The organism is Kitasatospora aureofaciens (assembly GCF_019192735.1).
In the GTDB taxonomy this organism is placed as follows: Bacteria; Actinomycetota; Actinomycetes; order Streptomycetales; family Streptomycetaceae; genus Kitasatospora; species Kitasatospora aureofaciens_A.
Genome location: NZ_JAHTKP010000037.1, coordinates 54,569 through 79,456 on the forward strand (window position 1 = coordinate 54,569; position 24,888 = coordinate 79,456).

Annotated in this window: 24 protein-coding genes; 14 read left to right on the forward strand and 10 right to left on the reverse strand. The window is 72.1% G+C overall.

Annotation, left to right across the window (positions count from 1 at the left end):
• The first annotated feature begins 35 nt into the window (after window positions 1-35).
• The gene (locus tag KV557_RS28355) at window positions 36-563 is read left to right on the forward strand and encodes a Uma2 family endonuclease (protein ID WP_218204358.1); all 528 of its coding nucleotides are present in this window, start codon (window positions 36-38) and stop codon (window positions 561-563) included.
• Between the two features lies 1 nt (window position 564).
• Here KV557_RS28355 and KV557_RS28360 read toward each other — a convergent pair whose 3' ends face one another.
• Window positions 565-1,245: an ABC transporter ATP-binding protein gene (locus KV557_RS28360; RefSeq protein ID WP_218204359.1), complete on the reverse strand. Its 681-nt coding sequence runs from the start codon at window positions 1,243-1,245 to the stop codon at window positions 565-567.
• Window positions 1,242-2,318 carry an ABC transporter permease gene (locus KV557_RS28365; RefSeq protein WP_218204360.1) on the reverse strand — a complete coding sequence of 359 codons (1,077 nt, stop codon included), beginning with the start codon at window positions 2,316-2,318 and terminating at the stop codon, window positions 1,242-1,244. Before KV557_RS28365 ends, KV557_RS28360 begins: the two co-directional genes overlap by 4 nt.
• Before the next feature lie 165 nt (window positions 2,319-2,483).
• Between KV557_RS28365 and KV557_RS28370 the strand changes: the two genes are divergently transcribed.
• The 5 genes from KV557_RS28370 (at window position 2,484) to KV557_RS28390 (ending at window position 6,204) form a co-directional block, all read left to right on the forward strand.
• Window positions 2,484-3,686: a sensor histidine kinase gene (locus KV557_RS28370; protein WP_218204361.1), complete on the forward strand. Its 1,203-nt coding sequence runs from the start codon at window positions 2,484-2,486 to the stop codon at window positions 3,684-3,686.
• The gene (locus KV557_RS28375) at window positions 3,683-4,339 is read left to right on the forward strand and encodes a response regulator transcription factor (protein ID WP_256178062.1); all 657 of its coding nucleotides are present in this window, start codon (window positions 3,683-3,685) and stop codon (window positions 4,337-4,339) included. The genes KV557_RS28370 and KV557_RS28375 overlap by 4 nt, the downstream gene beginning before the upstream one ends.
• A gap of 43 nt (window positions 4,340-4,382) precedes the next feature.
• Window positions 4,383-5,405: a nitronate monooxygenase gene (locus tag KV557_RS28380; RefSeq protein WP_308130116.1), complete on the forward strand. Its 1,023-nt coding sequence runs from the start codon at window positions 4,383-4,385 to the stop codon at window positions 5,403-5,405.
• Between the two features lie 101 nt (window positions 5,406-5,506).
• A complete protein-coding gene (locus KV557_RS28385; protein WP_218204362.1) occupies window positions 5,507-5,878 on the forward strand; it encodes a type II toxin-antitoxin system RelE/ParE family toxin in 372 nt (123 codons plus the stop codon).
• Complete coding sequence (locus tag KV557_RS28390) at window positions 5,875-6,204, forward strand: helix-turn-helix domain-containing protein (RefSeq protein ID WP_218204363.1); 330 nt, start codon at window positions 5,875-5,877, stop codon at window positions 6,202-6,204. The genes KV557_RS28385 and KV557_RS28390 overlap by 4 nt, the downstream gene beginning before the upstream one ends.
• Window positions 6,205-6,225: 21 nt before the next feature.
• Here KV557_RS28390 and KV557_RS28395 read toward each other — a convergent pair whose 3' ends face one another.
• Complete coding sequence (locus KV557_RS28395; protein ID WP_308130117.1) at window positions 6,226-7,707, reverse strand: aminopeptidase P family protein; 1,482 nt, start codon at window positions 7,705-7,707, stop codon at window positions 6,226-6,228.
• A 216-nt stretch (window positions 7,708-7,923) separates the two neighbouring features.
• On the opposite strand from KV557_RS28395, the gene KV557_RS28400 reads away from it, so the two are divergent.
• The 5 genes from KV557_RS28400 to KV557_RS28420 are packed head-to-tail and all read left to right on the forward strand — an operon-like array spanning window position 7,924 to window position 13,604.
• The gene (locus tag KV557_RS28400) at window positions 7,924-9,678 is read left to right on the forward strand and encodes an ABC transporter substrate-binding protein (RefSeq protein ID WP_218204364.1); all 1,755 of its coding nucleotides are present in this window, start codon (window positions 7,924-7,926) and stop codon (window positions 9,676-9,678) included.
• Between the two features lie 11 nt (window positions 9,679-9,689).
• Window positions 9,690-10,649, forward strand: coding sequence for an ABC transporter permease (locus KV557_RS28405; protein WP_218204365.1), 960 nt, complete (start codon window positions 9,690-9,692; stop codon window positions 10,647-10,649).
• Window positions 10,646-11,632 (forward strand): ABC transporter permease, encoded by a 987-nt coding sequence (locus KV557_RS28410; RefSeq protein ID WP_218204366.1) that lies wholly within the window; start codon window positions 10,646-10,648, stop codon window positions 11,630-11,632. Before KV557_RS28405 ends, KV557_RS28410 begins: the two co-directional genes overlap by 4 nt.
• A complete protein-coding gene (locus tag KV557_RS28415; protein ID WP_218204367.1) occupies window positions 11,632-12,630 on the forward strand; it encodes an ABC transporter ATP-binding protein in 999 nt (332 codons plus the stop codon). Before KV557_RS28410 ends, KV557_RS28415 begins: the two co-directional genes overlap by 1 nt.
• Window positions 12,627-13,604 (forward strand): ABC transporter ATP-binding protein, encoded by a 978-nt coding sequence (locus KV557_RS28420; RefSeq protein ID WP_218204368.1) that lies wholly within the window; start codon window positions 12,627-12,629, stop codon window positions 13,602-13,604. Before KV557_RS28415 ends, KV557_RS28420 begins: the two co-directional genes overlap by 4 nt.
• Before the next feature lie 126 nt (window positions 13,605-13,730).
• On the opposite strand, the gene KV557_RS28425 is transcribed toward KV557_RS28420, so the two are convergent.
• Both KV557_RS28425 and KV557_RS28430 read right to left on the reverse strand, forming a co-directional pair.
• A complete protein-coding gene (locus KV557_RS28425) occupies window positions 13,731-14,108 on the reverse strand; it encodes a YrdB family protein (RefSeq protein WP_218204369.1) in 378 nt (125 codons plus the stop codon).
• Between the two features lie 88 nt (window positions 14,109-14,196).
• On the reverse strand, window positions 14,197-16,266 hold the full coding sequence (locus KV557_RS28430) for a S9 family peptidase (RefSeq protein WP_218204370.1): 2,070 nt from the start codon (window positions 16,264-16,266) through the stop codon (window positions 14,197-14,199).
• A 199-nt stretch (window positions 16,267-16,465) separates the two neighbouring features.
• Between KV557_RS28430 and KV557_RS28435 the strand changes: the two genes are divergently transcribed.
• Window positions 16,466-17,638, forward strand: a complete 1,173-nt coding sequence (locus KV557_RS28435) for an aminotransferase class V-fold PLP-dependent enzyme (protein ID WP_308130118.1) — start codon at window positions 16,466-16,468, stop codon at window positions 17,636-17,638.
• Here KV557_RS28435 and KV557_RS28440 read toward each other — a convergent pair.
• Window positions 17,635-17,967 carry an ArsR/SmtB family transcription factor gene (locus KV557_RS28440; protein WP_218204371.1) on the reverse strand — a complete coding sequence of 111 codons (333 nt, stop codon included), beginning with the start codon at window positions 17,965-17,967 and terminating at the stop codon, window positions 17,635-17,637. The two genes, KV557_RS28435 and KV557_RS28440, sit on opposite strands and share 4 nt — an antisense overlap.
• A gap of 29 nt (window positions 17,968-17,996) precedes the next feature.
• Window positions 17,997-18,371 (reverse strand): hypothetical protein, encoded by a 375-nt coding sequence (locus tag KV557_RS28445; protein ID WP_218204372.1) that lies wholly within the window; start codon window positions 18,369-18,371, stop codon window positions 17,997-17,999.
• A gap of 243 nt (window positions 18,372-18,614) precedes the next feature.
• Here KV557_RS28445 and KV557_RS28450 point away from each other — a divergent pair, with 243 nt between their 5' ends.
• Window positions 18,615-21,470 (forward strand): DEAD/DEAH box helicase, encoded by a 2,856-nt coding sequence (locus KV557_RS28450; protein WP_218204387.1) that lies wholly within the window; start codon window positions 18,615-18,617, stop codon window positions 21,468-21,470.
• 370 nt (window positions 21,471-21,840) lie between these two features.
• On the opposite strand, the gene KV557_RS28455 is transcribed toward KV557_RS28450, so the two are convergent.
• Genes KV557_RS28455 through KV557_RS28465 form a run of 3 tightly spaced genes read right to left on the reverse strand, consistent with a single transcriptional unit; the run spans window position 21,841 to window position 24,400 of the window.
• A complete protein-coding gene (locus KV557_RS28455; RefSeq protein WP_218204373.1) occupies window positions 21,841-22,374 on the reverse strand; it encodes an AAA family ATPase in 534 nt (177 codons plus the stop codon).
• Window positions 22,344-23,678, reverse strand: a complete 1,335-nt coding sequence (locus KV557_RS28460) for a hypothetical protein (protein WP_218204374.1) — start codon at window positions 23,676-23,678, stop codon at window positions 22,344-22,346. The genes KV557_RS28455 and KV557_RS28460 overlap by 31 nt, the downstream gene beginning before the upstream one ends.
• A gap of 11 nt (window positions 23,679-23,689) precedes the next feature.
• Entirely contained in the window at window positions 23,690-24,400 is a 711-nt protein-coding gene (locus KV557_RS28465) for a hypothetical protein (protein ID WP_256178064.1), read from the reverse strand.
• Window positions 24,401-24,464: 64 nt separating this feature from the next.
• On the opposite strand from KV557_RS28465, the gene KV557_RS28470 reads away from it, so the two are divergent.
• Window positions 24,465-24,888: glycosyltransferase family 2 protein (locus KV557_RS28470; protein WP_218204375.1), on the forward strand; the 424-nt coding region annotated here is incomplete at its 3' end.

Consider the following 24,888-nt stretch of genomic DNA (forward strand, 5'->3'; position numbering starts at 1 on the left):
GGGAAGATCCGCTTGTGCCGTACTCAGTACTCGACATGGCCGAGGCACTCTTCGAGCGGTTTCCCAAGCACCGGGTGGAGGTGCTCGGCGGTGAGGTTACCGTCGAGCCTCTGCCGGATATCGGGCATGCCGGAATTCTCACTGACGTCATGGCCGCCTGCTTCAAAGCCGGGATGGTCGGGGCCGGTCCGAAGCCCATCCAGAGGATTGCGATCTGGCTGCCCACAGGACCGGACGACTATGCGATGCCGGATCTCTCGATCGTGGATCCGGAGATTCACAACCACGTGGTCACGTACAACTGCTATGACCCGAAGTGCTTTCGCCTTGTGCTGGAGGTGACTTCGGCGGTGTTGTGCAGCGACCTCACCAGGAAGCCTGCGGCCTATGCGATGGCCGGAGTGCCGGTCTATGTGATCGTGGACCGCATCGATCGGCGGGTCATGGTGCTAACTGATCCCACGGACGGTGACTACCGGGAACAGGTCGTGCACCGCCCCGGGCAGTCGTTCACACTGCCCGAGACCTCGGTGATGCTCTCGGTGGACGACCTGTTGTCCTAGCTCAGGCCGCCGCAGGCACCCTCAGGCGGCCGTCGTGGACTTCGGCGATCTGGTCCACGGCCGTCAGGTGGGTGCGGTCGTGGGTGACCAGGACCGTGGCCGTCGCGCGGCGGTGGGTGAGGTCGGTGATGAGGTCGAGGACGGCGGCGCCGCGCTGGTGATCGAGGGCGCTGGTGGGTTCGTCGACCAGCAGGACCGTGGGGTCGTTCATCAGGGCGCGGGCGATGTTGACGCGCTGGCGCTGACCACCGGAGAGCTGGTGGGGGCGGCGGGCGGCCTGGTCGCGGAGGCCGACGGCGTCGAGGAGTTCGAGGGCGCGGGGGAGCGCGGCGCGCGGGGAGCGGCCGTCGAGGTGGGCCATCACCTGGAGCTGTTCCACGGCGGTCAGCGAGGGCAGCAGGTTGGCCTGCTGGAAGACGATGCCGATGCGGGTGCGGCGCAGCGCGGTGAGGTCGGCGCGGCCGAGGCCGGTGGTGTCGGTGCCGTCCACCACGACCCGGCCGGAGTCGGGGGTGATCAGGGTTGCGGCGACCGCGAGCAGGCTGGACTTGCCGGAGCCGGACGGGCCGACCACGGTCGTGATGGTGCCCTTGGGGACGGTCAGCGAGATGTCGTCGAGTGCGGTGAGCCGGCCGTCGCCGTCCGGGTAGGTGAGGGTGATGCGGTCGAGGGTCAAGGTCATCGGGCGCTCCCCAGGGCGGTCAGCGGGTCGACGGAGGTGATCCGGTGGATGGACAGGGCCGCGCCGACCGCGCCGAGGGCGATCATCACGGCGGCGGGCAGGAGCAGGGTCGGGGCGTCGAGGACGAAGGGGACGGCGGAGCCGATCAGCGCGCCGGCACCCAATGCGAGTGCGGTGCCCGTGGCGGTGCCGAGCATCAGCAGCAGGACGGCCTGGCCGAGCGCGTCGCGCAGGAGGTAGCGGGTGGAGGCGCCGAGGGCCTTGAGCACCGCGATGTCGCCGCTGCGCTGGATCGTCCAGACGGTGAAGAACGCGCCGATCACCAGGGCGGAGATGGCGAAGAGGAAGCTGCGCATCAGCTGGAGCGAGCCGTTCTCGGAGGTGTAGGAGCCGATCGCGGCGAGGGAGTCGTCGCGGGTGCGGGTCTCGGTGCCGAGGCGGGCGTCGGCCCCGGCGAGGTCGGCGTTGTTCGTGGTGCGGAGCGCGATGACGGTGGCGTGGCCGGTACCGCCGGGGGCGACCTGCTGCCAGTCGGTGAGGCCGGTCCAGACCACCGGGGTGTGGCTGTAGGCGGCGTCGCCGTCGACGGCGGCGACGGTGAGCCGGTGACCGGCCAGGGTGAACTCGGCGCCGGGGGCGAGGCCGCCCAGGTTCTCGGCGGCGGTCTTCGACAGCACGGCCCGGCCGGGGCCGATCCGCGCGCCCTGCGGGGCCAGGTCGGAGCCGTCCGGGACGCCGAACGCGGAGAGCGCGGCGGTGCGCTGACCGGCGGCGGCCTTGGTGGTGGTGATGCCGAGCGGCTGGGCGGAGGTGACGCCCGGCTCGTGCGACCAGGCCTGCCACTGGTCGGGGGTGACCTGGGAGTCGGTGAAGGACAGCTTCTGGCCGTCGGCGGGCTTGGCGAAGACCAGGTGGTCGGCAGGCAGGCCGGTGATCGCCGAGATGTTCTGCCTACCGAGCCCGGCGGTCAGCCCGGAGAGCAGGCCGACCAGCACGGTGATCAGCACGATGACGGTTCCCATCAGGGCGAACCGCCCCTTGGCGAACCCCAGATCCCTCCAGGCGACGAACACGACGGGCCTCTCTGCGTGCAGGTGTTTTCCGACGCTTCCACCGTCGTGGAGAAGGGGGCCCTCGGGCATCGCACGGGGGATTGCATCCTCCGCATCGAAGGGCAGAAGCGGAGTTCAACCTTTTGATTGATGCCGGGCTCGGGCGACGGAACTTAGGCTGGACGGATGGCGACCGAACGTTCCCGCACCACCCCCGTCGCCCGCGTCCTCCAGGTCTGCCTGCACCTGCTCGTGGCGGGCCTGCTCGTCCTCGCCGTCGCCCGCGCCCTCGTCGGCCGGCACGTCGACCCGGCGGCCGTCACCGCCGCCGCCACCGCGATGGCCGCCGTGTACGCGGCCGGGCCGAGGCTCGCCGCCGTCCGCCGCTCGCGCCGGGCGGCGGCGCTGTGGCTGGCGTTGCTCGGCGTCACCTGGGCGGGCGTGCTGATCGCCACCCAGGACGGGGTCTGGCTGGCGTTCCCGCTGTACTTCCTCGAACTGCACCTGCTCGGACGGCGCGGCGGGGTGGTGGCTGTCGGGCTGACCGCAGCCACTGCGATCGCCGCGTGGTCCTGGCACCAGCACGGCTTCAACCTGGCCGCCGCGATCGGCCCCGCGCTCGGCGCGGCCGTCGCCACCGCGACCGTGCTCGGCTACCAGGCGCTGTACCGGGAGAGCGAGGAGCGCCGGCGGCTGATCGACGAGCTCACCGCCGCCCGCGCCGACCTCGCCGCCGCCCACCACAACGCCGGGGTGACGGCCGAACGCGAACGCCTCGCCCGGGAGATCCACGACACCCTGGCGCAGAGCCTCAGCAGCATCCAGCTGCTCCTGCGGGCCGCCCAGCGGGCCCTGCCCGAGCGCACCGAGGCCGCCGCCGGGTACGTCGAGCAGGCCCGGCAGGCCGCCCAGGACAACCTCGACGAGGCCCGCCGGTTCGTCCGCGCGCTCACCCCGCCCGCGCTGGACGGCGACCCGCTGCCCGTCGCGCTGGAGCGGCTGTGCGCCACCACGACGGCGCACAGCGGCCTGCCCGTCCACCTGCACGTGTCCGGGGACCCGGTGCGGCTGCCGGTGCCGCAGGAGGTCGCGCTGCTCCGGATCGCGCAGTCGGCGCTCGGCAACACCGTCCGGCACGCCGGGGCCTCGCACGCCGAGGTGACGCTCAGCTACATGGAGGGTGAGGTGGCACTGGACGTGTTCGACGACGGGGCCGGGTTCGACCCGGCGGCGGTCGCCGGCCGCCCGGGCGGGGACGACGGCGGGTTCGGGCTGCCGTCCATGCGGGCCCGGGCGCGGGCGCTCGGCGGCACCTTCGCGGTGGAGTCCGCGCCCGGCGAGGGGACGGCGCTCGCGGTGCTGCTGCCGGTGACGGAGGTGGGTTCATGAGTGAGCGGAGCGAGCTCAGGGTGATCCGGCTGCTGCTGGCGGACGACCATCCGGTGGTGCGGGCCGGGCTGCGGGCCGTCCTGGAGAGCGAGCCGGACTTCGCGATCGTGGCGGAGGCGGCGACGGCCGAGCGGGCGGTCGAGCTGGCCGCCGGGGCCGAGGTGGACGTCGTGCTGATGGACCTCCAGTTCGGGCCCGGCTCGGCCATGAACGGCGCCCAGGCGACGGCCGCGATCACCGCGCGGGCGGGCGCGCCGAGGGTGCTCGTCGTCACCACGTACGACACGGACGCCGACACCCTGCCCGCGCTGGAGGCGGGCGCCACCGGGTACCTGCTCAAGGACGCTCCGCCGGAGGAGCTGGCGCAGGCCGTCCGCGCGGCGGCGGCCGGACGGCCCGCGCTCGCGGCGACCGTGGCGGACCGGCTGCTGGAGCGGATGCGGACGCCTGCGGCGGCGCTCAGTGCCCGGGAGACCGAGGTGCTGGGACTGGTCGCGGACGGGCTGACCAACCAGCAGATCAGCCAGGCGCTGCACCTCAGCCAGGCCACGGTGAAGTCCCATCTGGTGCACATCTACGCCAAGTTGGGCGTCGACTCGCGGACGACGGCGGTGCGGGCGGCGCGCGGGCGCGGGCTGATCCGCCGAGCGTAGGGTGGGACGGGTTCGAACCGTTCCCTGGAGTGGAGGAACCCCGGTGGCCGTCCGACTCGAAGAGCTCGCCGTCCCCGTGATCGCCGCGCCGATGGCGGGCGGGGCGTCCACGCCGGAGCTGGTGGCGGCGGTGAACCGGGCCGGCGGGCTGGGGTTTCTGGCCGCGGGGTACCGGACCGCCGGTGGCCTGGCAGAACAGATCGACCTGGTAAGGAAGTTGACGGACCGGGCGGTCGGGGTGAACCTCTTCGTCCCGGCCGCGCCCGGCTATCCGGCGGCCGTCGCGGCCTACCGGGAGCGGCTGCGGCCGGAGGCCGAGCGGTGGGGCGTGCGGCTGCCGGAGGAGATCGGGCCGGACCGGGACGACTGGGAAGCCAAGCTCGACGTGCTGCTCGCGGATCCGGTCGAGGTGGTGTCGTACACCTTCGGGCTGCCGACGGCGGAGGAGACCGCGGCCGTCCGCGCGGCCGGGTCGTACCAGGTCGGCACCGTCACCACGCCCGAGGAGGCGCGGGCGGCGGAGGCGGCCGGGATGGACGCGCTGTGCGTGCAGGGCCCGGAGGCGGGCGGGCACCGGGCCACCCACCGGGTCGAGGACGAGCCGGGGGACGTGCCGCTGCTCGAACTGCTGGGCGCCGTCCGCGCGGTGACGTCCCTGCCGCTGATCGCCGCCGGCGGGCTCGGCGACGGTCCGGCGGTGGCGGCGGCCCTGCGGGCCGGGGCGGTGGCGGTGCAGCTGGGGACGGCGCTGCTGCGTGCGGACGAGTCCGGCGCGTCGGCCGCCCACCGGGCGGCGCTCGCCGAACTCCCGGAGACGACCGTCACCCGGGCGTTCACCGGCCGCCCGGCCCGCGGCCTGCGGAACGCCTTCATCGACCGCTACGGCCCGTACGCCCCGCCCGCCTACCCCGAGGTGCACCACCTCACCCAGCCGCTGCGCGCCGCCGCCACCCGCCGCGCCGACGCCCAGGCCATGCACCTCTGGGCCGGCACGGCCCACCGCGCTGCCCGCACGGGCTCGGCGGAGGAGATCGTCGCGGAGCTGTGGCGGGCCGCGCAAGGGTAGTGCGCCCGGCGCGCGCGGCATCGGGCGTGTTGTCGCCCGCAGGGGTGGATTAGGCGGGAAAGTGCGCGGTAACGCATAAGGGACAACTTAATGTCGCGAGCATGTGGGAGATCTCACTGTTGGCGCCGGTGAACGACTGGTTTCTGGACATCTGCGTCAAGGACCCGGATACGGCGGACCAGATCGCCGACGCGATCACCATCCTCGCCCGGCGGGGGCCGTTGCCAGGGCGTCCGTTGGTGGACCGAATTCACGGAAGCAAACTGCACAACCTCAAAGAACTGAGGCCCGGTTCGGCCGGCACCTCGGAGATTCGGATGCTCTTCGTTTTCGATGCCGAAAGGGAGGCGATCATCCTGGTCGCCGGCGACAAGAACGGGGAGTGGTCCCGGTGGTACGACGTCAACATCCCGCTGGCGGAAGCTCGCTATGAGCAGTACATCGGCGAGAAGGACAAGGGAGCGCGCGCATGAAGGGCCGTAGTTGGACCGAGGTGTGGGCCGAGGCTCAGCGCATCAACCCATGGCTGGCGTCGCCGGAGGCGGAGGCTCAGCGGGCGCAGATGCGGCGGGAGACGCTGGCGCGGATCCGCGGGTACGAGCTGGCCGAGCTCCGAAAAGCTGCCGGGCTGACGCAGAAGGAGGTCGCCGGGCTGATGGGGGTGAGCCAGGCACGGGTGTCGCAGATCGAGCACGGGCAGGTGGACAGTCTGGACAATCTGCGGGCGTATGCGGCGGCGATCGGCGGCGAGGTCGAAGTGGCCGTGCGGCGCGGGGACCGGACGATCAAGGTGGCGTGAGCGACCGCTCCCCGGCGGGGCTCAGCGGAGGAGGTCGGCCATCCAGGATTCGATGTCCGCGGGCGTTCTCGGGAGGGCGTTGGACATCAGGTGGGCGCCGTCGGGGGTGATGACGAGGTCGTCCTCGATGCGGATGCCGAGGCCGCGGAGTTCCAGGGGGAGGGTTTCGTCGTCGGGTTGGAGGTAGAGGCCGGGTTCGACGGTGAGGACCATGCCCGGCTCCAGGGTGCCGTCGAGGTAGCGGTCGGCGCGGGCCTTGGCGCAGTCGTGGTAGTCGAGGCCGAGCATGTGGCCGCTGCCGCAGAGGGTGTAGCGGCGGTGGAGGCCGTTGTCGTCGGCGAGGGCCTGTTCGGCGGGGATGCGCAGGACGCCCCAGTCGGCGAGGCCTTCGGCGATGACCCGCATGGCGGCGCGGTGGAAGTCGCGGAAGCGGGCGCCGGGGCGGAGGGCGGCGATGCCGGCGGTCTGGGCGGCGAGGACGAGCTCGTACGCCTGGCGCTGGACGGGGGAGAAGGTGCCGCTGAGGGGGAGGGTGCGGGTGATGTCGGCGGAGTAGAGGGTGTCGGTCTCGACGCCGGCGTCGAGCAGGAGCAGGGAGTCCGGGTCGAGGGCGCCGTCGTTGCGGATCCAGTGCAGGACGCAGGCGTGGGCGCCGGAGGCGGCGATGGTGGTGTAGGCGGTGCCGTTGCCCTCGGCGCGGGCGCGGAGGTCGAAGACGCCTTCGATCCAGCGTTCGCCGCGGTGGTGGCGGAGGGCGGCGGGCAGGGCGCGGACGACGTCCTGGAAGCCCAGGACGGTGTGGTCGACGGCGAGTTGGAGCTGGCCGATCTCCCAGGTGTCCTTGACCAGGCGCAACTCCGAGAGGACGGCGGCGAGTTCGCCGTCCCGGTGGGAGGAGGCGCCGGGGCGCCCGGTGGCCTCGTCGACGAACGGGTCGGTGCCGGCCAGGACGCGGGCGGGTGGCCGCGGTCCGTCGAGGAGCTTGCCGAGGTCGTCGAGGTGTTCGGTGCGCAGGCCGGTGAGCTGCGCGGCCTCGGCGAGGTCGGGGCGGCGGCCCACCCAGAACTCGCCGTAGCGGCGGTCGCGGTAGAACTCGGTCCCGTTCGCGTCGGTGCCGCTCGCGTCGTTGCCGCGCGGTGAGCGGGGGCGCAGGTACAGGATCGGCTCGTGGCCCTCGGGCCCGGCGGGTTCGAGGACGAGGACGTGGTCGGCCTGGTCCTCGCCGGTGAGGCCGGTGAGCCAGGCGTACGCGCTGTGCGGGCGGAAGCGGTGGTCGAGGTCGTTGCAGCGGACCTTGAGCCGTCCGGCCGGGACGATCAGCCGCTCGCCGGGGAACGCGGCGGAGAGCCGGGCGCGCCGGCCCGGGAACCGGTCGTGGCCGGGGACGCGCCGGTCGGCGGGGAGCGGGGTTGGGGCCCAGCGGGTGCCCATGAACGCGTCCAGCGTGGGGGAGACGGGGAGGTCGTGACTCCCGGTGGCGAGGCTGGTCTGACGGAGGGTCACCGGTTAACTCCTATACGGGACAGGGGCGGTGCAGCCCGGACACAGCTCGGTAACGGGCGGCGCCGCCTCTTGTGCAGTGCAATTTCACATTACTATGTTACGGGTCACACGGCGGAGCGGCCAGACCTCGACGGTCGCCCTCCCCGGTCGATCCCGGACCAGCCCCGGGGCGGACCACGGGCCTTCACGGCGGGCCCCCCACAGCGGAGTTGCAACATGACCAGGCGCACCCACGCCGCCCTCGCGGCGGCCCTCGCGGCGACCCTCACCCTCGGCCTCGGGGCCTGCAAGAACGACAAGAGCGACAGCGGCGGCGACAGCGCGGCGGCCGGCCGTACCCAGGCCCCCGGCGCCGCCTCCGGGACGATCGTCGGCGGCACCCCGGTCAAGGGCGGCACGCTGACCGTGCTCTCGAACCAGGACTTCGCCCACCTCGACCCGGCCCGCAACTGGACGATGCCGAACATGGACTTCGGCATCCGGCTGCTCTACCGCACCCTGGTCACCTTCAAGGCCGAGCCCGGCGCCGCGGGCAGCGAGATCGTCCCCGACCTCGCCACCGACCTCGGCCGGTCCTCCGACGGCGGGAAGACCTGGACGTTCACCCTCAAGGACGGCGTCAAGTACGAGGACGGCACGCCGATCAAGGCCGCCGACGTCAAGTACAACGTCGAGCGCTCCTTCGCCGCGGACCTCACCGGCGGCCCCGACTACGCCCAGCAGTACCTGGCCGGCGGCGAGAACTACAAGGGCCCGCTGAACGGCGAGCACCTGGCGAGCATCGAGACGCCGGACGACAGGACCGTGGTCTTCCACCTCAAGCGCCCGGTCGCCGAGTTCTCCTACACCGCGACCCTGCCGACCTTCGCGCCCGTGCCGCAGTCCCAGGACAAGGGCACCCAGTACGACCTGCGCCCGTTCTCCTCCGGCCCGTACAAGATCGAGACCTACGACCGCGGCAAGCAGCTGGTCCTGGTCCGCAACACCAACTGGGACCAGTCCACCGACACCGTCCGCAAGGCCTACCCGGACAAGATCGTGGTCGTCCAGGGCCTCAAGGGCGGACAGGTCGACGACCGGATCATCGCGAGCGAGGGCGCGGACGCCTCCGCGGTCGAGTGGGCCAACCTGCGCCCGGAGTCGATCCCCAAGGTGCTGCCCAAGCCGGACGTGAAGTCCCGGCTGATCGCCGAGCAGCAGGGCTGCACCGACATGCTCTACCCCAACACCTCGAAGGCCCCGTTCGACGACCCGAAGGTGCGCGAGGCACTGACGTACGCGGTGGACCGGGACGCCCAGGTCACCGCGTACGGCGGCCCGGCGATGGCCGACGTGGCCACCTCCTACCTGCCGCCCGCGCTGACCGGCGGCACCAAGCAGGACACGCTGAAGATCGCCCCGACCGGCGACCCGGAGAAGGCCAAGCAGCTGCTCAAGGAGGCCGGCAAGACCGACCTCAAGGTGTCGCTGACCGTCTCCTCCGGGGACAAGACCCGGGCCGAGGCGCTCCAGCAGTCGCTGGCCAAGGTCGGCATCCAGGTCACCATCACCACCGCCGACCCGTCGGTCTACTACGACACCGTCGGCGACACCAAGAACGCGCCCGACCTCGCCATCCTCGGCTGGTGCCCGGACTACCCGTCGGGCGCGACCTTCCTGCCCATGGTCTTCGACGGCCGCACCATCAAGGAGAAGGGCAACCAGGGCAACGTCGAGCAGTTCCGCGACCAGGCCACCTCGGACCGGATCGACCAGATCAACGCGATGAGCGACGTCGGCGAGGCCAACAAGGCGTGGCTCCAGCTCGGCGACGACCTGCTGAAGAAGGCACCCACCGTGCCGATGCTCTGGCAGCGCCGCCCGCTCCTGGCCGGCACCAACGTGGCGGGGGCCTTCGGCCACCCGGTGTGGACCGGCCAGTGGGACTTCGCGACCATCGGTCTCAAGGACCCCGCCAAGAGCCAGGGCTGAGGGACCGTCCGATGAGTACCACCACTGAGCCCGTCGCCGCGCCGGTCGCGGCGGCGGGCCCCGCGAAGGCCGCCGGCCGCGGGCCCTGGCGGCTGGTCTGGGACCAGCTCTGGGCCAGGGGCTCGGCCCGGTTCGGCCTGATCACGGTCGCCCTCCTGCTCCTGCTGACCGCCCTGGCCGGCCCGCTGAGCGCCCTCGGCGGCTGGTCCCCCGAGGAGTTCGACAAACGCGCCGTCGACCCGTACCTCGGCGGCCTGCCGATCGGCGACTTCGGCGGCGTCGGCACCCGGCACTGGCTGGGCGTCGAACCCGCGACCGGGCGCGACCTGTTCGCCCGGGTCCTGCACGGCGGCCAGGTCTCGCTGCTGATCGCCTTCACCGCCACCGCGGTGGTCGTGGTCACCGGCACCCTGACCGGTATCGCCGCCGGCTACTTCGGCGGCCGGACCGACGCCGTGCTCTCCCGGCTGATGGACCTCACCATGTCCTTCCCGTCCCTGATCTTCATGATCTCGATGATGTCGGTCGCCAAGGACGTCAACCGGATCCTGCTGATGACCCTGGTGATCGGCCTGTTCGGCTGGCCCGGCATCGCCCGCGTGGTCCGCGGCCAGACCCTCTCGCTCAAGCACCGCGAGTACGTCGAGGCCGCCAAGGTCGGCGGGGCCCGCTCCTGGCGGATCCTCACCCGCGAGATCCTGCCGAACGTCTCCGGCCCGGTCATCGCCTACATGACGCTGCTCGTCCCCGGCATGATCGCCACCGAGGCCGCGCTCAGCTACCTCGGCGTGGGCGTGCGCCCGCCGACCCCCTCCTGGGGGCAGATGATCGCCGAGAGCATCAGCTTCTACGAGACCGACCCGACGTACTTCCTGATCCCGACGGGCTTCCTCTTCCTCGCCGTGCTCGCCTTCACCCTGCTCGGCGACGCGCTGCGCGACATCCTCGACCCCCGGGGAGGCCGGTCGTGATCCTCTACCTCGGCCGTCGGCTGCTCGGCGCGGCCGGCATCCTGCTGGCCATCTGTGCGATCACCTTCACCATCTTCTACCTGCTGCCCGCCGACCCGGCGGTGGCCGCCTGCGGCAAGACCTGCAGCCCCGAACGGGTCGCCGAGGTCAAGGTGGCGATGGGCCTGGACAAGCCGGTCTGGGAGCAGTTCGCCACCTACGTCACCGGCATCTTCGCCGGGCGCGACTACGGCAGCGGGCCCAGCGCCACCCACTGCGGCTTCCCCTGCCTCGGCTACTCCTACGAGTACTCGCTGCCGGTGTGGGACCTGCTCACCGACCGCCTGCCGGTCTCCGTCTCGCTGGCCATCGGCGCGGCTGTGCTCTGGCTGCTCCTCGGCCTGGGCGCCGGCGTCACGTCGGCGCTGCGCAAGGGCGGTGTCACCGACAAGACGCTGATGGTGCTCTCGGTCGGCGCCGCCTCGCTGCCGGTCTACTTCACCTCGATCATGCTGATCTGGGGCGTCGTCCGAACCGCCGGGCTGCTGCCCTACCCGGCGTACCACAATTTCACCGACAACCCGGTCGAGTGGGCATCCAACCTGCTGCTGCCGTGGGTCGCCCTCGCCCTGCTGTACGCGGCCATGTACGCCCGGCAGAGCCGCAACTCGATGATCGAGGCGATGGCCGAGCCGTACATCCGCACCGCCCGCGCCAAGGGCCTGCCGGCCGGCACCGTCGCCGTCAAACACGGGCTGCGCGCCGGGATGACGCCGATCCTGACCATCTTCGGCATGGACCTCGGCGGGCTGCTGGCCGGCGCCGTCATCACCGAGTCGATCTTCGGACTGCCGGGCGTCGGACGGCTCTTCTACGACGCGCTGGTCCGCTCCGACCAGCCCGTCATCCTCGGTGTCACCCTGCTCGCGGCCGCCTTCATCGTCGCCGCGAACCTGCTGGTCGATCTGCTCTACGCGTACGTCGACCCGAGAGTGAGGTACTGATGTCCCTCTTGGAGGTCGAGGACCTCAAGGTCGCCTTCGACACCCCGCGCGGCACCGTCCGGGCGGTGGACGGCATCTCCTTCACCGTCGAGGCCGGGCGGACGCTCGGCCTGGTCGGCGAGTCCGGCAGCGGGAAGTCCGTCACCTCGCTGGCCGTCATGGGCCTGCACCGCGGCGCCGCCGTCACCGGCTCGATCCGGCTCGACGGGCGGGAGCTGAACGGACTCGGGGAGCGGGAGCTGCGCAGCGTCCGGGGCCGCCGGATCGCGATGATCTTCCAGGACCCGCTGTCCAGCCTGCACCCCTTCTACACGGTCGGCGAGCAGATCGCCGAGCACTACCGGGTGCACTTCAAGGCCTCCCGGAAGGCCGGCCGGGAGCGCGCGACCGAGATGCTCGCCGAGGTCGGCATCCCCGAACCGGCCCGCCGGGTCGACGAGTACCCGCACCAGTTCTCCGGCGGCATGCGCCAGCGCGTCATGATCGCCATGGCGCTCGCCTGCGAACCCGACCTGCTGATCGCCGACGAGCCCACCACGGCCCTCGACGTCACCGTGCAGGCCCAGATCCTCGACCTGATCGCCCGGATCCAGCAGGACCGCGGCCTCGGCGTCGTCATGATCACCCACGACCTCGGCGTGGTCGCCCGGGTCGCCCACGAGGTGCTGGTCATGTACGGCGGCCGGGCCGCCGAACAGGCCCCGGTGGACCGGCTGTTCGGCACCCCCGCGCACCCCTACACCCGAGGCCTGCTGGACTCGCTGCCCCGCCTCGACGACACCGACGACGCCCCGCTGCGTGCCATCCCCGGCAGCCCGCCGTCGCTGATCGCCCCCGCCCCCGGCTGCTCCTTCGCGCCGCGCTGCGCCCGCACCACCGCCGCGACCGCCGAGGAACACGCCCGCTGCCTGGCCGAACGCCCCGAGCTCGGCCCGCTCGCCCCCGGCCACCAGGCCGCCTGCCACCTCCCGTTGGTGCCGGAAGGAGCGCGGCGATGACCGAGACCCTGCTGTCCGTACGGGACCTGGTGAAGACCTTCCCCGGCCGGCGCGGGCGCACCGGCCGGCCCGGCACCCCGATCCGGGCCGTCGACGGGGTCAGCTTCGACGTCGGCACGGGCGAGACGCTCGGCCTGGTCGGCGAGTCCGGCTGCGGCAAGTCCACCACCGGACGGATGATCGTCCGGCTGCTCGACCCGACCTCGGGCACCGTCACCTTCGACGGCACCGAGATCGGCGGGCTCTCCCAGGCCCGGCTGCGGCCGTACCGGCGGCACCTGCAGATGGTGTTCCAGGACCCGTACTCCTCGCTCAACCCCCGGCAGACGGTGGCCCGGATCATCTCCGAGCCGCTGCTGGTCCAGGGGGCGGGTGCGGCCGAGGCGCGCAGGCGGGCCGGCGAGCTGATGGAACTGGTCGGGCTGATCCCCGAGCACATCGACCGCTACCCGCACGAGTTCTCCGGCGGCCAGGCGCAGCGCATCGGCATCGCCCGCTCGCTGGCCACCTCGCCGAAGCTGGTGATCGCCGACGAGCCGGTCTCCGCGCTCGACGTGTCGATCCAGGCGCAGGTGGTCAACCTGATGGAGCGGCTGCAGCAGGAGCTCGGGCTGGCGTACGTGTTCATCGCGCACGACCTCTCGGTGGTCAAGCGGGTCTGCGACCGGGTCGCGGTGATGTACCTGGGCCGGATCGTCGAGATCGGCGCCAAGGCCGAGGTGTACGGCAACCCCGCACACCCGTACACGAAGGCGCTGCTGTCCGCGGTGCCGCTGCCCGACCCGGCGGCGGAGCGGGCGCGCGAGCGGATCGTGCTGCTCGGAGACCCGCCGAGTCCGGCGAACCCGCCGGCCGGCTGCACCTTCCACCCGCGCTGCCCGAAGGCACAGGAGATCTGCCGGACGGAACGGCCGCTGCTGCGGATCGCCGGGCCGGGCGGCCGGGAGGCGGCCTGCCACTTCCCGGAGGCCTGAGCCTCCCCGATACCCCCGGTCGGACGCGGCGGGGAACCTCACGAGGGCCGCGTCCGACCGGGTTCCACGCGTTGTCCGCCGGGCGTTCGGCGCTTCACCATCGGTGCGGTGCCCCTTGGCGGACGATCAGCGCGTGCCGTACTCCACGGCCACCGTGACCACCACCAGCACGCCGTACACCCACGCCAGGGTCGTGCGGCCGGTCCCGTACAGGGCCAGCGCGCCCGTGCCGAGGACGACGAGCTTGAGCACGATCTCCGCGGCGAGCGGCAGCCGGTACTTCGGCCCGCCCGCGGCCAGGAACAGGCCCCAGACCGTGGCCGCCAGGGCAGGCGCGCCGATCCCCAGCAGCACCCGGGTGACCAGGTTCGAGCCGGTCTTGAACCCCCGGTAGCAGAGCGCCGCCAGCATCGCCAGCTCCAGCCCGAAGGCGAGCCCGCCGTTGACCACGGTCAGCGGCGTCCACTGGCGCTGCCCGACCGGGCCGGGTCTGTCGATCCTCATCCGTGCGCTCTCCCCGTCTCGTTCCGGCACCCGGGCCGGGCGCCGATCATGCGGGAGTGTGGCAGCCCGGCCCGGGGAACTCAACGGATCAGCCCAAGGTCTCACGGAGGAAGACGAGTTCGGCCCGGGCGACCTGCTCGTTCACCCCGCCCGGGGTCATGTGGGTGACGCCCGGCAGCGGCAGCACGCGGTGCGGGCGGCCGGCCCGGGTGAGTGCCTGGGAGAGCAGCAGGGTGTGCGAGGGGTGGACGTTGTCGTCGGCCAGCCCGTGGATCAGCAGCAGCGGGCGGGTCAGTGACGGTGCGTCGCCGATCAGGCAGTCGTCCGCGTAGCCCTCCGGGTTGTCCTGCGGCAGGCCGAGGTAGCGCTCGGTGTACGCGGTGTCGTACTGCCGGAAGTCGGTGGGCGGGGCGCCGGCGATGCCGGCGTGGAAGACGTCCGGGCGGCGCAGCACCGCGAGCGCGGCGAAGTAGCCGCCGTACGACCAGCCGCGCACGCCGACCCGGCCCAGGTCGAGGTCGGGGTGGTGCCCGGCGAGCGCGTGCAGCGCGGCGACCTGGTCGTCCAGCGCGACCTGCGAGAAGCGGCGGAAGATCGCCCGGGTGAAGTCCGGGGAGACGAACGGGGTGCCCCGGTTGTCGGTGGTGACCACGGCGAAGCCCTGGTCGGCCCACCACTGGCGGAGCTGCCAGCGGCGCGGCTCGCTCGCCACGGCCTGGAAGCCGGGCCCGCCGTAGACGTCGAGCAGGACGGGCAGCCGGCGGCCGGGGACGTGGTCGCGCGGGTACACCACGGCGGTGGGCAGGCCGAGTTCGGTGACCCGGGCGAGCCGGGGCACCACCCGGTGGGGCAGGGCGGCGCTCAGGTCGGCGAGCGGCAGCTCGCGGCCGTCGGCCAGGACGAGACGGCGGCGGATGCCGTCGGCGTCGGCGGAGGTGAGCAGCAGGGTGTCGGCGGCGGCGAGCGCGGAGTGCACGCCGGGGCCGGTGCTGATCCGCTCGGGTGCGGCGCCGTCCGGGTCGATCAGGTGGACGTGCTGGTCGGACGGATCGCCCTCGGTGGTCTCGCAGAGCAGCCGGCCGCGCAGCCGGCCGACCACCCGGCGGATCTGCAGGCCGGTGGTGTCCAGCGGCTTGCCGTCCAGGGCGAGGCCGCGGGCCTCGGGGGTGTCGTGAGCGGTGAGCTGCCGCCCGTCGGCGAGCCGGGCCGGGGTGCCGGGCAGGTCGTCGACCCAGAACTCGTCGGTGGTGCGCGAGAGTTCGCTGGTCTCGCCGGTGGCCGGGTCGGCGCCGAGCAGCAGCACGTTCTGCTGGAGGCGGTCGGCGACGGTGAGCAGGATCTCGCGGTCCCCGGCCCAGGAGGCGGCGCAGACGTACGGGAACGCGGCGCTGTCCCAACGGAGTTGGACCCGGGTGCCGTCGAGGCCGAGGACCCAGAGCTGTACGTCGGCGTTGGGGCCGCCCGCTTGCGGGTAAGCGAAGTCCTCGGCGGGCAGGCCGGGTTGGGCCGGGTCGGCGAAGTACCGCCGGGGGAGGGCGGATTCGTCCACCCGGGCGGCGAGCAGCGCGCCGCCGTCCGGGCGCCACCAGTGGCCGCGGGAGCGGCCGAGCTCCTCGGCGGCGGCGAACTCGGCGACGCCCCAGCGGGCGCCGTCGGCGGGGGAGAGGGGTGCGAGGTCGGGGGTGACGTACAGGGCGTCGTCGACGACGTACGCGACGCGTTCGCCGGTGGCGTCCGACCGGGGGTCGAACGCGGGTCCGGCGGTGGGGAGTTCGGCGCAGGTGCCGGTGGAGGTGTCGGCGCGGAAGAGTCTGCCGTCGAGGGTGAACACGGCGACGGCGAGGTCGGCGGCGGCCGCGTAGGTGCCGATGCCGGCGGCGACGAGCCGGGTCCGTTCGCGCAGCCGGCGTTCGACGGTGGGCAGGTCGTCGCGGCGGCCGGTGCGGCCGGGGGCGAGGACGGCCGGGTCGGCGACGAGGCGCTCCTCGCCGGTGGCGGTGTCGAGCAGGTGGAGGCGGTCGACCGGATCCTCCGGACCGGTCGAGCGGAGCAGCAGCAGCCGGGTACCGTCCTCGCTGAGAGTGGTCGCACACGGAGCACCGAAGGTGAACCGGCCGGTACGGGCGCTGAGGGAGAGGAAGGGGTCGGTGATGGTCACCGCCCGATGGTGGCCGGGCGGCGCCTTGCCCGACCAGTGGTGCGTCATGTGAAATGTCACACACCATAAACTGGGCGCGCGGCATCATCGCGGCACAGCATCCGCGTCGCGCAGCATTCGCGTCGCGCAGCATTCGCGTCGCACAGCATTCGCGTCGCGCAACATCCGCGTCGCGCAACATCAGCAGAGGGAGAACGCAGTGAGCGAGGACCTGCGGACCGTCGAGCCCCCGGCGCCGCTGCCCGAGGCCGACGGGCTCTTCGGCGTGTCGGCGGACGCGGCGCACCTGAACCACGGCTCGTACGGCGCGGTGCCCGTTCCGGTCCAGCGGGCACAGGACCGGCTGCGGGTCGAGCACGAGCTGGATCCGGACGGCTTCTTCGCCGACCTGCCGGCCCGGGTCGGCGCCGCCCGGGTCCGGATCGCCGCCGAGCTGGGCACCGACCCGGACCGGCTCGCCCTGGTCACCAACGTCACCGAGGCGGTCTCGATCGCCCTGGACACGATCCCGCTCGCGCCCGGCGACCGGGTGCTGGTCACCGACCACGGCTACGGCGCGACCACGTGGGCCGTCGCCCGGCGGGCCGCCGAGGCCGGCGCCGAACTCGTCACCGTCCCGCTGCCGCTGGACGCCCCGGACGAGCACGTCGTCCGGGACGCCGTGCTCGCCGCCGTCGACGACCGCACCCGGGTCGCCGTCCTCGACCGGATCACCTCGCCCACCGCCCGCTTCGTCGCCGCCCGCGAACTGCTCGCCGAGCTGCGCGGGCGCGGCGTGACCACCGTCGTGGACGGCGCCCACGCACCCGGCATGCTGCCCGCCCCGGTCGACGGGCAGGCCGACTTCTGGTTCGGCAACCTGCACAAGTGGGCCTTCGCCCCGCGTGCCACCGGCGTACTGTCCGTCCGCGCGGAGTGGACGGACCGGGTGCGCCCGCTCGCCGTCTCGTGGGAGCACCCCAGGGGCTTCCCGGCGAACGTCGAGTGGCGCGGCACCTGCGACTACACGCCCTGGCTGGCCGCCCCGGCCGGGTTCGAGCTGCTGCACGCGCTCGGCACCGAGCGGGTCGCCGCGCACAACGCCCGGCTCGCCGCCTACGGTCAGCGGGTGCTGGCCGAACGGGCCGGCCTGGCACCGCTGCCCGCCCCGCCCGAGGTGTGGATGCGCACCGTCCGGCTGCCCGCCGGCTGGGCCGAGACCGAGGCGGACGTGAAGGCGGTGATGGCGGAGGTGTGGAAGCGCCTCGCCACCCGGGTCGCCGTCCGCCCGTGGGCCGGCGGCGGGGTGCTGCGGATCAGCGCGCAGCTGTACAACCGGTCGGAGGAGTACGAGCGGCTGGCGGACGGGCTGGCGGAGCTGCTCAGGAACTAGTCGGCCGCCGCCCGCAGTTCGGCGAGCAGTTGGTTCTGGTCGGCGAGCAGCCCGGTGAGGATCCGCCGGGCCGACCGGAGCAGGTCGGCGACGTCGCCGCCGGCCAGCGCGTACACCACCGTGCTGCCCTCCCGGGTGGCGGTGACGATGCCGGACCGGCGCAGTACCGCGAGCTGCTGGGACAGGCTGGAGGGTTCGACCTCCAGCGCGGCGAGCAGATCGCGGACGGGCGTCGGTCCGGCCTGGAGCAGTTCGAGGACCCGGATCCGGACGGGATGGCCGAGCATCCGGAAGAACTCGGCCTTGGCCTGGTAGAGCGCTACCGGCACGAGGCCCCCCTTCCCTGGTGTCGGTCCGCTCAGATCTCCAGCGAGAGTTCGATCCGCTTGAGCTGGTGGCGGGCCATCGCGAGGTTGGAACGGTTGCGGTTGAGCGCGAGGAACAGGAAGAGGCCGCGGCCGGAGGGCGTGGTGATCGGCCGGACCATGTGGTACTGGTTCGTGAGGCTGATCAGGATGTCCTCGATCTCGTTGTCGTGCAGGTTGAGCATCTCCATCGCGCGCATCTTGGCGCGGACGACGTCGGTGTTGCCGGCGGCGGCGACGTTGAGGTCCAGCTCGCTGCCGTCGCCGAGGCTGCCGAGCGCCATGCCGCTGCCGTAGTCGACCAGGGCGACGCCGATCGCGCCGTCGATCGCCATGGCTTCCTTGAGGGACGTCTCCAGGTTCGCCATCGTCGGTGTCCTCCCGTGAGTTGGTGGCTGTGACGACGAAGGTAGGGAGGGCGCACCGGGTTCCACCAGGGATGACCGAAGACGTCCGAAGCTGGTCCGACTCTGACCATTTGAAGATGTTTGCAACTATGGATGTGAGAGAGAACCGATCTCGTCGTGCGGAAAAACGGTGCTATCGATGTCAGTTCTCCCGGGTAACCTCTCGCTGAGATGCGAGATCACACCAACCACACCCGGACGGCGATGAACACCCCTGAGCCCGAGCCCCACGACGACCGGGAGCTCAGCCCCGCCGAGGCGTACGCGGCCAGCCGCCGCCGGGCCAAGGAGCAGGCCACCGCCCTCTACGGGTTCCAGCAGCTGTACGACTTCCCGCTGGACGACTTCCAGGTCCAGGCCTGCGAGGCGCTGGAGGCCGGCGAGGGCGTCCTGGTCGCCGCGCCCACCGGCTCCGGCAAGACCATCGTCGGCGAGTTCGCCGTCCATCTGGCCCTCCAGGCCGGCCGCAAGTGCTTCTACACGACGCCGATCAAGGCGCTCTCCAACCAGAAGTACGGCGACCTGGTCAAGCGCTACGGCGCCGCCAAGGTCGGCCTGCTCACCGGCGACAACTCCGTCAACGGCGACGCACCCGTGGTGGTCATGACCACCGAGGTGCTGCGCAACATGCTCTACGCGGGCTCCAGCACCCTCGACGGCCTCGGCTACGTCGTCATGGACGAGGTGCACTACCTCGCCGACCGCTTCCGCGGCGCCGTCTGGGAGGAGGTCATCATCCACCTCCCCGAGTCGGTCACCCTCGTCTCGCTCTCCGCGACCGTCTCCAACGCCGAGGAGTTCGGCGACTGGCTGGACACCGTCCGCGGCGGCACCAAGGTCATCGTCTCCGAGCACCGGCCCGTCCCGCTCTGGCAGCACGTGATGGCCGGCAACCGGATGTACGACCTGTTCGCCAACCCCGACCGGGACGGCCGCCCCAAGGACAGCCTCCGCAACCCCGGCAAGGCGGTGAACCCGGAGCTCGTCCGGCTCGCCCGCTCCGAGCTCGACCGCAACCCGAGCGACCGGTTCGGCCGCGGCCGGGGCCGCAGCATGCCCAACGGCCGCCCCGGCCGGGTCTGGACGCCGGGCCGGGTGGACGTCATCGACCGGCTCGACGCCGAGGGCCTGCTGCCCGCGATCACCTTCATCTTCAGCCGGGCCGGCTGCGAGGCCGCCGTCCAGCAGTGCCTCAGCTCCGGCCTGCGGCTCAACAAGGACTCCGAGCGCGCCCAGGTGCGCGCCATCGTCGAGGAGCGCTGCGCCGACATCCCCGACGAGGACCTGCACGTCCTCGGCTACTTCGAGTGGCTGGACGGGCTGGAGCGCGGCATCGCCGCCCACCACGCCGGGATGCTGCCGCGGTTCAAGGAGGTGGTCGAGGAGCTGTTCGTGAAGGGCTTCGTCAAGGCCGTCTTCGCGACCGAGACCCTCGCCCTCGGCATCAACATGCCCGCCCGCTCGGTGGTCATGGAGAAGCTCGTCAAGTGGAACGGCGAGACCCACGCCGACATCACCCCCGGCGAGTACACCCAGCTCACCGGCCGGGCCGGGCGGCGCGGCATCGACATCGAGGGCCACGCCGTGGTGCTCTGGCAGCGCGGCCTCGACCCGGAGGCGCTGGCCGGCCTGGCCGGCACCCGCACCTACCCGCTCAAGTCCTCGTTCCGGCCGTCCTACAACATGGCCGTCAACCTGGTCTCCCAGTTCGGCCGGCACCGCTCGCGCGAGCTGCTGGAGACGTCCTTCGCCCAGTTCCAGGCGGACCGCTCGGTGGTCGGCATCGCCCGCCAGGTCCAGCGCAACGAGGAGGGGCTGGACGGCTACCGCGCGTCCATGACGTGCCACCTCGGCGACTTCGACGAGTACATGGGCCTGCGCCGCGAGCTCAAGGAGCGCGAGAACGAACTCGCCCGCGAGGGCAGCAGCCAGCGTCGCGCCGCCGCCATCGAGTCCATCGAGCAGCTCAAGCCGGGCGACGTCATCCACGTGCCCACCGGCAAGTTCGCCGGCCTCGCCCTGGTCCTCGACCCGGGCCTGCCGCCGGTCAGCCGCAACGGCCGGGGAGCCACCCGCCACCCCGACTTCCAGGACGGGCCGCGCCCGGTGGTGCTCACCGCCGAGCGGCAGGTCAAGCGGCTCGCCATGATCGACTTCCCGTACCCGGTCGCCGCCGTCGAGCGGGTGCGCATCCCCAAGTCCTTCAACCCGCGCAGCCCGCAGTCCCGCCGTGACCTCGCCTCCGCGCTGCGCACCAAGGCCGGCCACCTGGAGCCCGAGCGGTTCCGCCGGGGCCGGGCCGCGGCCGCGGACGACCCGGAGATCACCCGGCTGCGCGCTGCCCTGCGCCAGCATCCCTGCCACGGCTGCGACGAGCGCGAGGACCACGCCCGCTGGGCCGAGCGCTACCACCGGCTGCACCGCGACACCGAGCTGCTGGAGCGCAGGATGCGCTCCCGCACGCACACCATCGCCCGCACCTTCGACCGGGTCTGCGCGCTGCTCACCGACCTCGGCTACCTGCAGGGCGACACCGTCACCGACGACGGCAAGCGGCTCGGCCGGCTCTACGGCGAACTCGACCTGCTCGCCTCCGAGTGCATCCGCGAGGGCGTCTGGAGCGGCCTGGCCGCCGCCGAACTCGCCGCCTGCGCCTCGGCGCTGGTCTACGAGTCCCGGCAGGCCGACGACGCCGGCGCCCCCCGGGTGCCGGAGGGCGCGGCGAAGGAGGCGCTCGGCAAGATGGTCCGGATCTGGGGCCACCTGGACGCCCTGGAGGAGCAGCACCGGATCAACACCGCCGAGGGCGTCGGCCAGCGCGAGCCCGACCTGGGCTTCGCCTGGGCCGCCTACCGCTGGGCGCTCGGCCACAACCTGGACCAGGTGCTGCGCGACGCCGACATGCCGGCCGGCGACTTCGTCCGCTGGACCAAGCAGCTGATCGACGTGCTCGGCCAGATCCAGGACGCGGCCGGCGAGGACGTTGAACTGCGCAAGACCGCCCGCAAGGCGGTGGACGGGCTGCGACGCGGCATCATCGCGTACTCGTCGGTGGGGTGAGCCTCTCCCAAGGTGCCCGCCCGGAACTGACCCGGTGGAAGCCGCCAGGCCTGTGGCCCCGGCGGCTTCCACCCCCCACCCCCACCCCCCACCGGCCTGCGCGGCTTCGGCTGCGCCTCGCCGCTCGTGGATGCTGTTGGCGAATGCGACTGCTTGCGTGATGAGTGATGCCGGTCTTCGAGGTCCTCGAAGACCGGCATCAGGCCCTGTGGTGACTGCCTTGGCCTACGGGCTCCGCACGATCAGGGCTGGCGAACTCGGCTACCACGCTTGACCTTGGCGGCCTCGCTCGAATCGAGCGAGGCCGCCAAACACGGCTCCCCTCCTGCCACGACGGTGGATGCTGGGCGACGCTGGCGACACACAACGGCTATGTGAAGGCGAGGGCCGTGTCGAGCATCAGCTGAGCCGAGTCATCCAAGGTGCTGTCAGGACCGATGACGATCTCACCGACGCCGGCGAGTAGGTCGTGCGGGATGTACCACTCACGCATCTCCTTCGCCCCGAACTCCCGGGACTTCTCCCGCGTTGCGTGTCTGGTCAGCGTCTCCTCCCACGGGACATCGAGGTAGAAGAAGCTGCTGTCCGTGTGGTCGCGGTGCAGTCCGCGGAGCATGCTGCCGTACCGTTCGGTCGCGAAGATACCTTCCAGGAGCACGTGGTAGCCCCTGGCGAGTCCAAGCCGCGCCATCGCCTCGATCATCGCGATGTTGACGCCGCCCCGGATGTCCGGCTCGCCAAGGACGTTGATCCGGATGTTGTCCTGCGAGATGATCGCCAGCTTCCCACCGAAGAGCGACCGCACTCGCCAGGCGGTACTGGTCTTGCCGGCAGCCGAGTTGCCGCGAAGCACGATCAACCGGGGGCGCCCGCTCACACCTGAGCCAGGTACCGCTTCGACCATCGCTCCTCCTCCGTGCGGTCCCGAAGGGGAGCGACCAGCCACGGCACGAGGCGCGGGGCCGGCACGGCAGCTATCTGCTCGACCGGGTGCAGAAGTCCCCGTCCGCAGGTCTGCGCCGTCCAGACCGTGAAGTCGGCGTCCGGGTAGGCGGGGTTGATGCCGATCTCCCCCTTCGGGGAGGTGCCGTTGAACGGCGTGGGGATACACTCGGTGTTCCAGTAGCTCCATGCTTCCAGTGCCTTGGCCTGTTCGAAGCAGTGGTAGAGCTGCGGGTAGCGGTCGAGGATCCGGATCTCCCGGAAGATCAGCTGCCCGAGGAGGTGAGGGGCGGCGTCCGCCAGTGTGTCCAAGTCCGCTCGGCGGAAGGTGAAGGCGGAGGCGTCCTGGTCTGGCGCGAGGGCGGTGGTGGCGAACAGATGCGACAGACGACGCCGCACGTAGCAGGCGAGACCGCCTGCCAGGCCGGTTTCGATGCGCCCGACGAGTTCGGTGAGCCGAGCGTATCCCGGGGCGAAGCGGCCGAGATCGAACAGGATGCCCATGCCCTGTACGGCGGAGAACGCCAGGTCCTTGTAGAGGCGGTTGTTCATCTCACCGCGGTGGGCGAACTCCACAGTCGTCCGGCTGGTTGAGTGGAGCATCAGGTACTCGGCGACCGTCTCGAAGTACACGTACCCGAGGTAGGGGAAGACCGGGACCGTAGCGGCGAGGGCGTCGATGAACGGCTCGGCGAGGGTGCTGCCGCCGGCCGCGTCGTTCAAAAGGGTGTCGAGGAACGGGGCTGCGATACGCACGCGGTCCAGGACGGAGCGGAGTACCTGGTCGTCCTCGGCCTCGGTGAGGAAGTGCCGGTAGGCGTCGTAGGTCCGCAGGTGGATGCCACCGAGGCGCAGGTAGTCGAGTCCCTTGGCGGGCACCGGGGCGGTGGGAGTGACCTCGATGATGAGCGGTGTGCTGTTCTGCCTGCTCGCCAGCAGGTAGGAGCCGAGGTTGTGGGGCCGGAACGCTCCTCCTGCGGGTGTGAGGGGTGACCCGTAGACGGCCCCGACCAGGCAGCCGGTGGAGGCATAGAGGTGGCCGCTGCGGCGGACCGCGTCGAGGTCGCGGGTCAGGTGCAACAAGTGGATCGGGGAGCCGCTGGTCAGCCTTTGGAGCATGGCGTTGTCTCGCAGGAGCCACCCGTTCGGGGTCTCCAGCTCCAGAAGCCGACGCCAGTCGGCTTCGGTCTCGGTCAGTCCGGCGGGTGACGAGCGCGAAGTCGGAGTGCTGTAGCTGGTGTGGGCGTATTCCCAGTCGGCGTGCAACGGGCATCTCCTTACTCGGGCAGCACGGTGTGGAGTGCGTGGTCGAGCGCCTCGCGGTGGGCGGCGCCGTCCAGGCGCGCCTGTTCGCTGTGAAGCACCAGGTCGAATGCGATGGGTAAGAGCCACGCGGGTACCGCGACCCGCAGGCGGCTCAGGTCGGGCCACCAGCGGGCGAGGGGCAACCGGTAGCGGTCCAGCGCGTCGGCGGCCTTGAGGAGGTCCACCAGCAACGAGCTCCGCCGGTACGCGCGGGCCTGGTCGTCGGTGAAGGCGTCGTACGGGTGGTCGTGGAGGTAGACCGCGGTGATCGTCTCGGCGGTGACCGTCTTCCCGAAGGCTGCGGCCACGGTGTCAAGGTTGCCGGCGAGCCAGCGGGCGGCGCGTTGGCCGTGGCCAGGGTCATCGCGGTCGTGGTGGCGGCGACAGTCGTGGCAGGCCGCTGCGGCGGCGAGAGCCAGGGCCGAACCGTGATCGAGCCCGTGGTGGTGGGCGAGGAGCTGGACGAGGAGAGCGACGCGGGCGTTGTGCCGGGAGCCGTGGATGGAGTCGATCACGGCGGGGCTGGCGAACCATGAGTCGTCGGGTACCAGCAGGACCGGGCGGTGTGGCATCGTGGCACGGACACCAGGGCCGGTGGGCCGGTGCCCGGCGATCCAGGTCAGGGTGTGCTGGTCCAGGTACTGGTGGTCCGGGAGCCGCCCGGTCTGGGCGAGTACGTGCAACGGCGCATCCGTAGGTTCCGGTGTCGGCGAGATCATGAAGGGTTCCTCGATGGGGTCGGGTGCGATGGGCGTCACGCTGGGCGTGGTGGTGCTGACGATGGGCGACCGGCAGAAGGAGCTGTATGCGCTCCTCGAGTCGGTGGCGGCCCAGGAAGGCGGCAGCGTCAAAGCCGTGGTGCTCGGGCAGGGCGTGAGGCTTCCCGAGCTTCCGGCGTGGGTGGATGCCATGGAGCTGCCGGAGAACCTCGGCATTCCGGGCGGACGGAACGCCGGTGTGCAGCGACTGCGCGAACTCGGCGGTGTCGATGTCCTGGTGGTCCTGGACGACGACGGCCTTCTGCCCAAGCGCGACACCTTCCGGCTGATCCGTGAGGCCTTCGAGCAGAACCCGCGCCTCGGGGTGGTGAGCTTCCGGATCGCGGACGAGACGGGGTTCACCCAGCGTCGGCACGTTCCCCGCTTCGGTGCCTCGGACCCGCTGCTGTCCG

Bases quoted from the DNA above. Each gene is read 5' to 3' on its own strand.
- KV557_RS28360 (WP_218204359.1), bottom strand. From the start codon at position 1,245: ATGACCTTGACCCTCGACCGCATCACCCTCACCTACCCGGACGGCGAC.
- KV557_RS28370 (WP_218204361.1), top strand. From the start codon at position 2,484: ATGGCGACCGAACGTTCCCGCACCACCCCCGTCGCCCGCGTCCTCCAG.
- KV557_RS28445 (WP_218204372.1), bottom strand. From the start codon at position 18,371: ATGGCGAACCTGGAGACGTCCCTCAAGGAAGCCATGGCGATCGACGGC.
- KV557_RS28455 (WP_218204373.1), bottom strand. From the start codon at position 22,374: ATGGTCGAAGCGGTACCTGGCTCAGGTGTGAGCGGGCGCCCCCGGTTG.
- KV557_RS28415 (WP_218204367.1), top strand. From the start codon at position 11,632: ATGTCCCTCTTGGAGGTCGAGGACCTCAAGGTCGCCTTCGACACCCCG.
- KV557_RS28390 (WP_218204363.1), top strand. From the start codon at position 5,875: ATGAAGGGCCGTAGTTGGACCGAGGTGTGGGCCGAGGCTCAGCGCATC.
- KV557_RS28375 (WP_256178062.1), top strand. From the start codon at position 3,683: ATGAGTGAGCGGAGCGAGCTCAGGGTGATCCGGCTGCTGCTGGCGGAC.
- KV557_RS28420 (WP_218204368.1), top strand. From the start codon at position 12,627: ATGACCGAGACCCTGCTGTCCGTACGGGACCTGGTGAAGACCTTCCCC.
- KV557_RS28405 (WP_218204365.1), top strand. From the start codon at position 9,690: ATGAGTACCACCACTGAGCCCGTCGCCGCGCCGGTCGCGGCGGCGGGC.
- KV557_RS28450 (WP_218204387.1), top strand. From the start codon at position 18,615: ATGAACACCCCTGAGCCCGAGCCCCACGACGACCGGGAGCTCAGCCCC.
- KV557_RS28355 (WP_218204358.1), top strand. From the start codon at position 36: ATGGCCGAGGCACTCTTCGAGCGGTTTCCCAAGCACCGGGTGGAGGTG.
- KV557_RS28385 (WP_218204362.1), top strand. From the start codon at position 5,507: ATGTGGGAGATCTCACTGTTGGCGCCGGTGAACGACTGGTTTCTGGAC.
- KV557_RS28425 (WP_218204369.1), bottom strand. From the start codon at position 14,108: ATGAGGATCGACAGACCCGGCCCGGTCGGGCAGCGCCAGTGGACGCCG.
- KV557_RS28400 (WP_218204364.1), top strand. From the start codon at position 7,924: ATGACCAGGCGCACCCACGCCGCCCTCGCGGCGGCCCTCGCGGCGACC.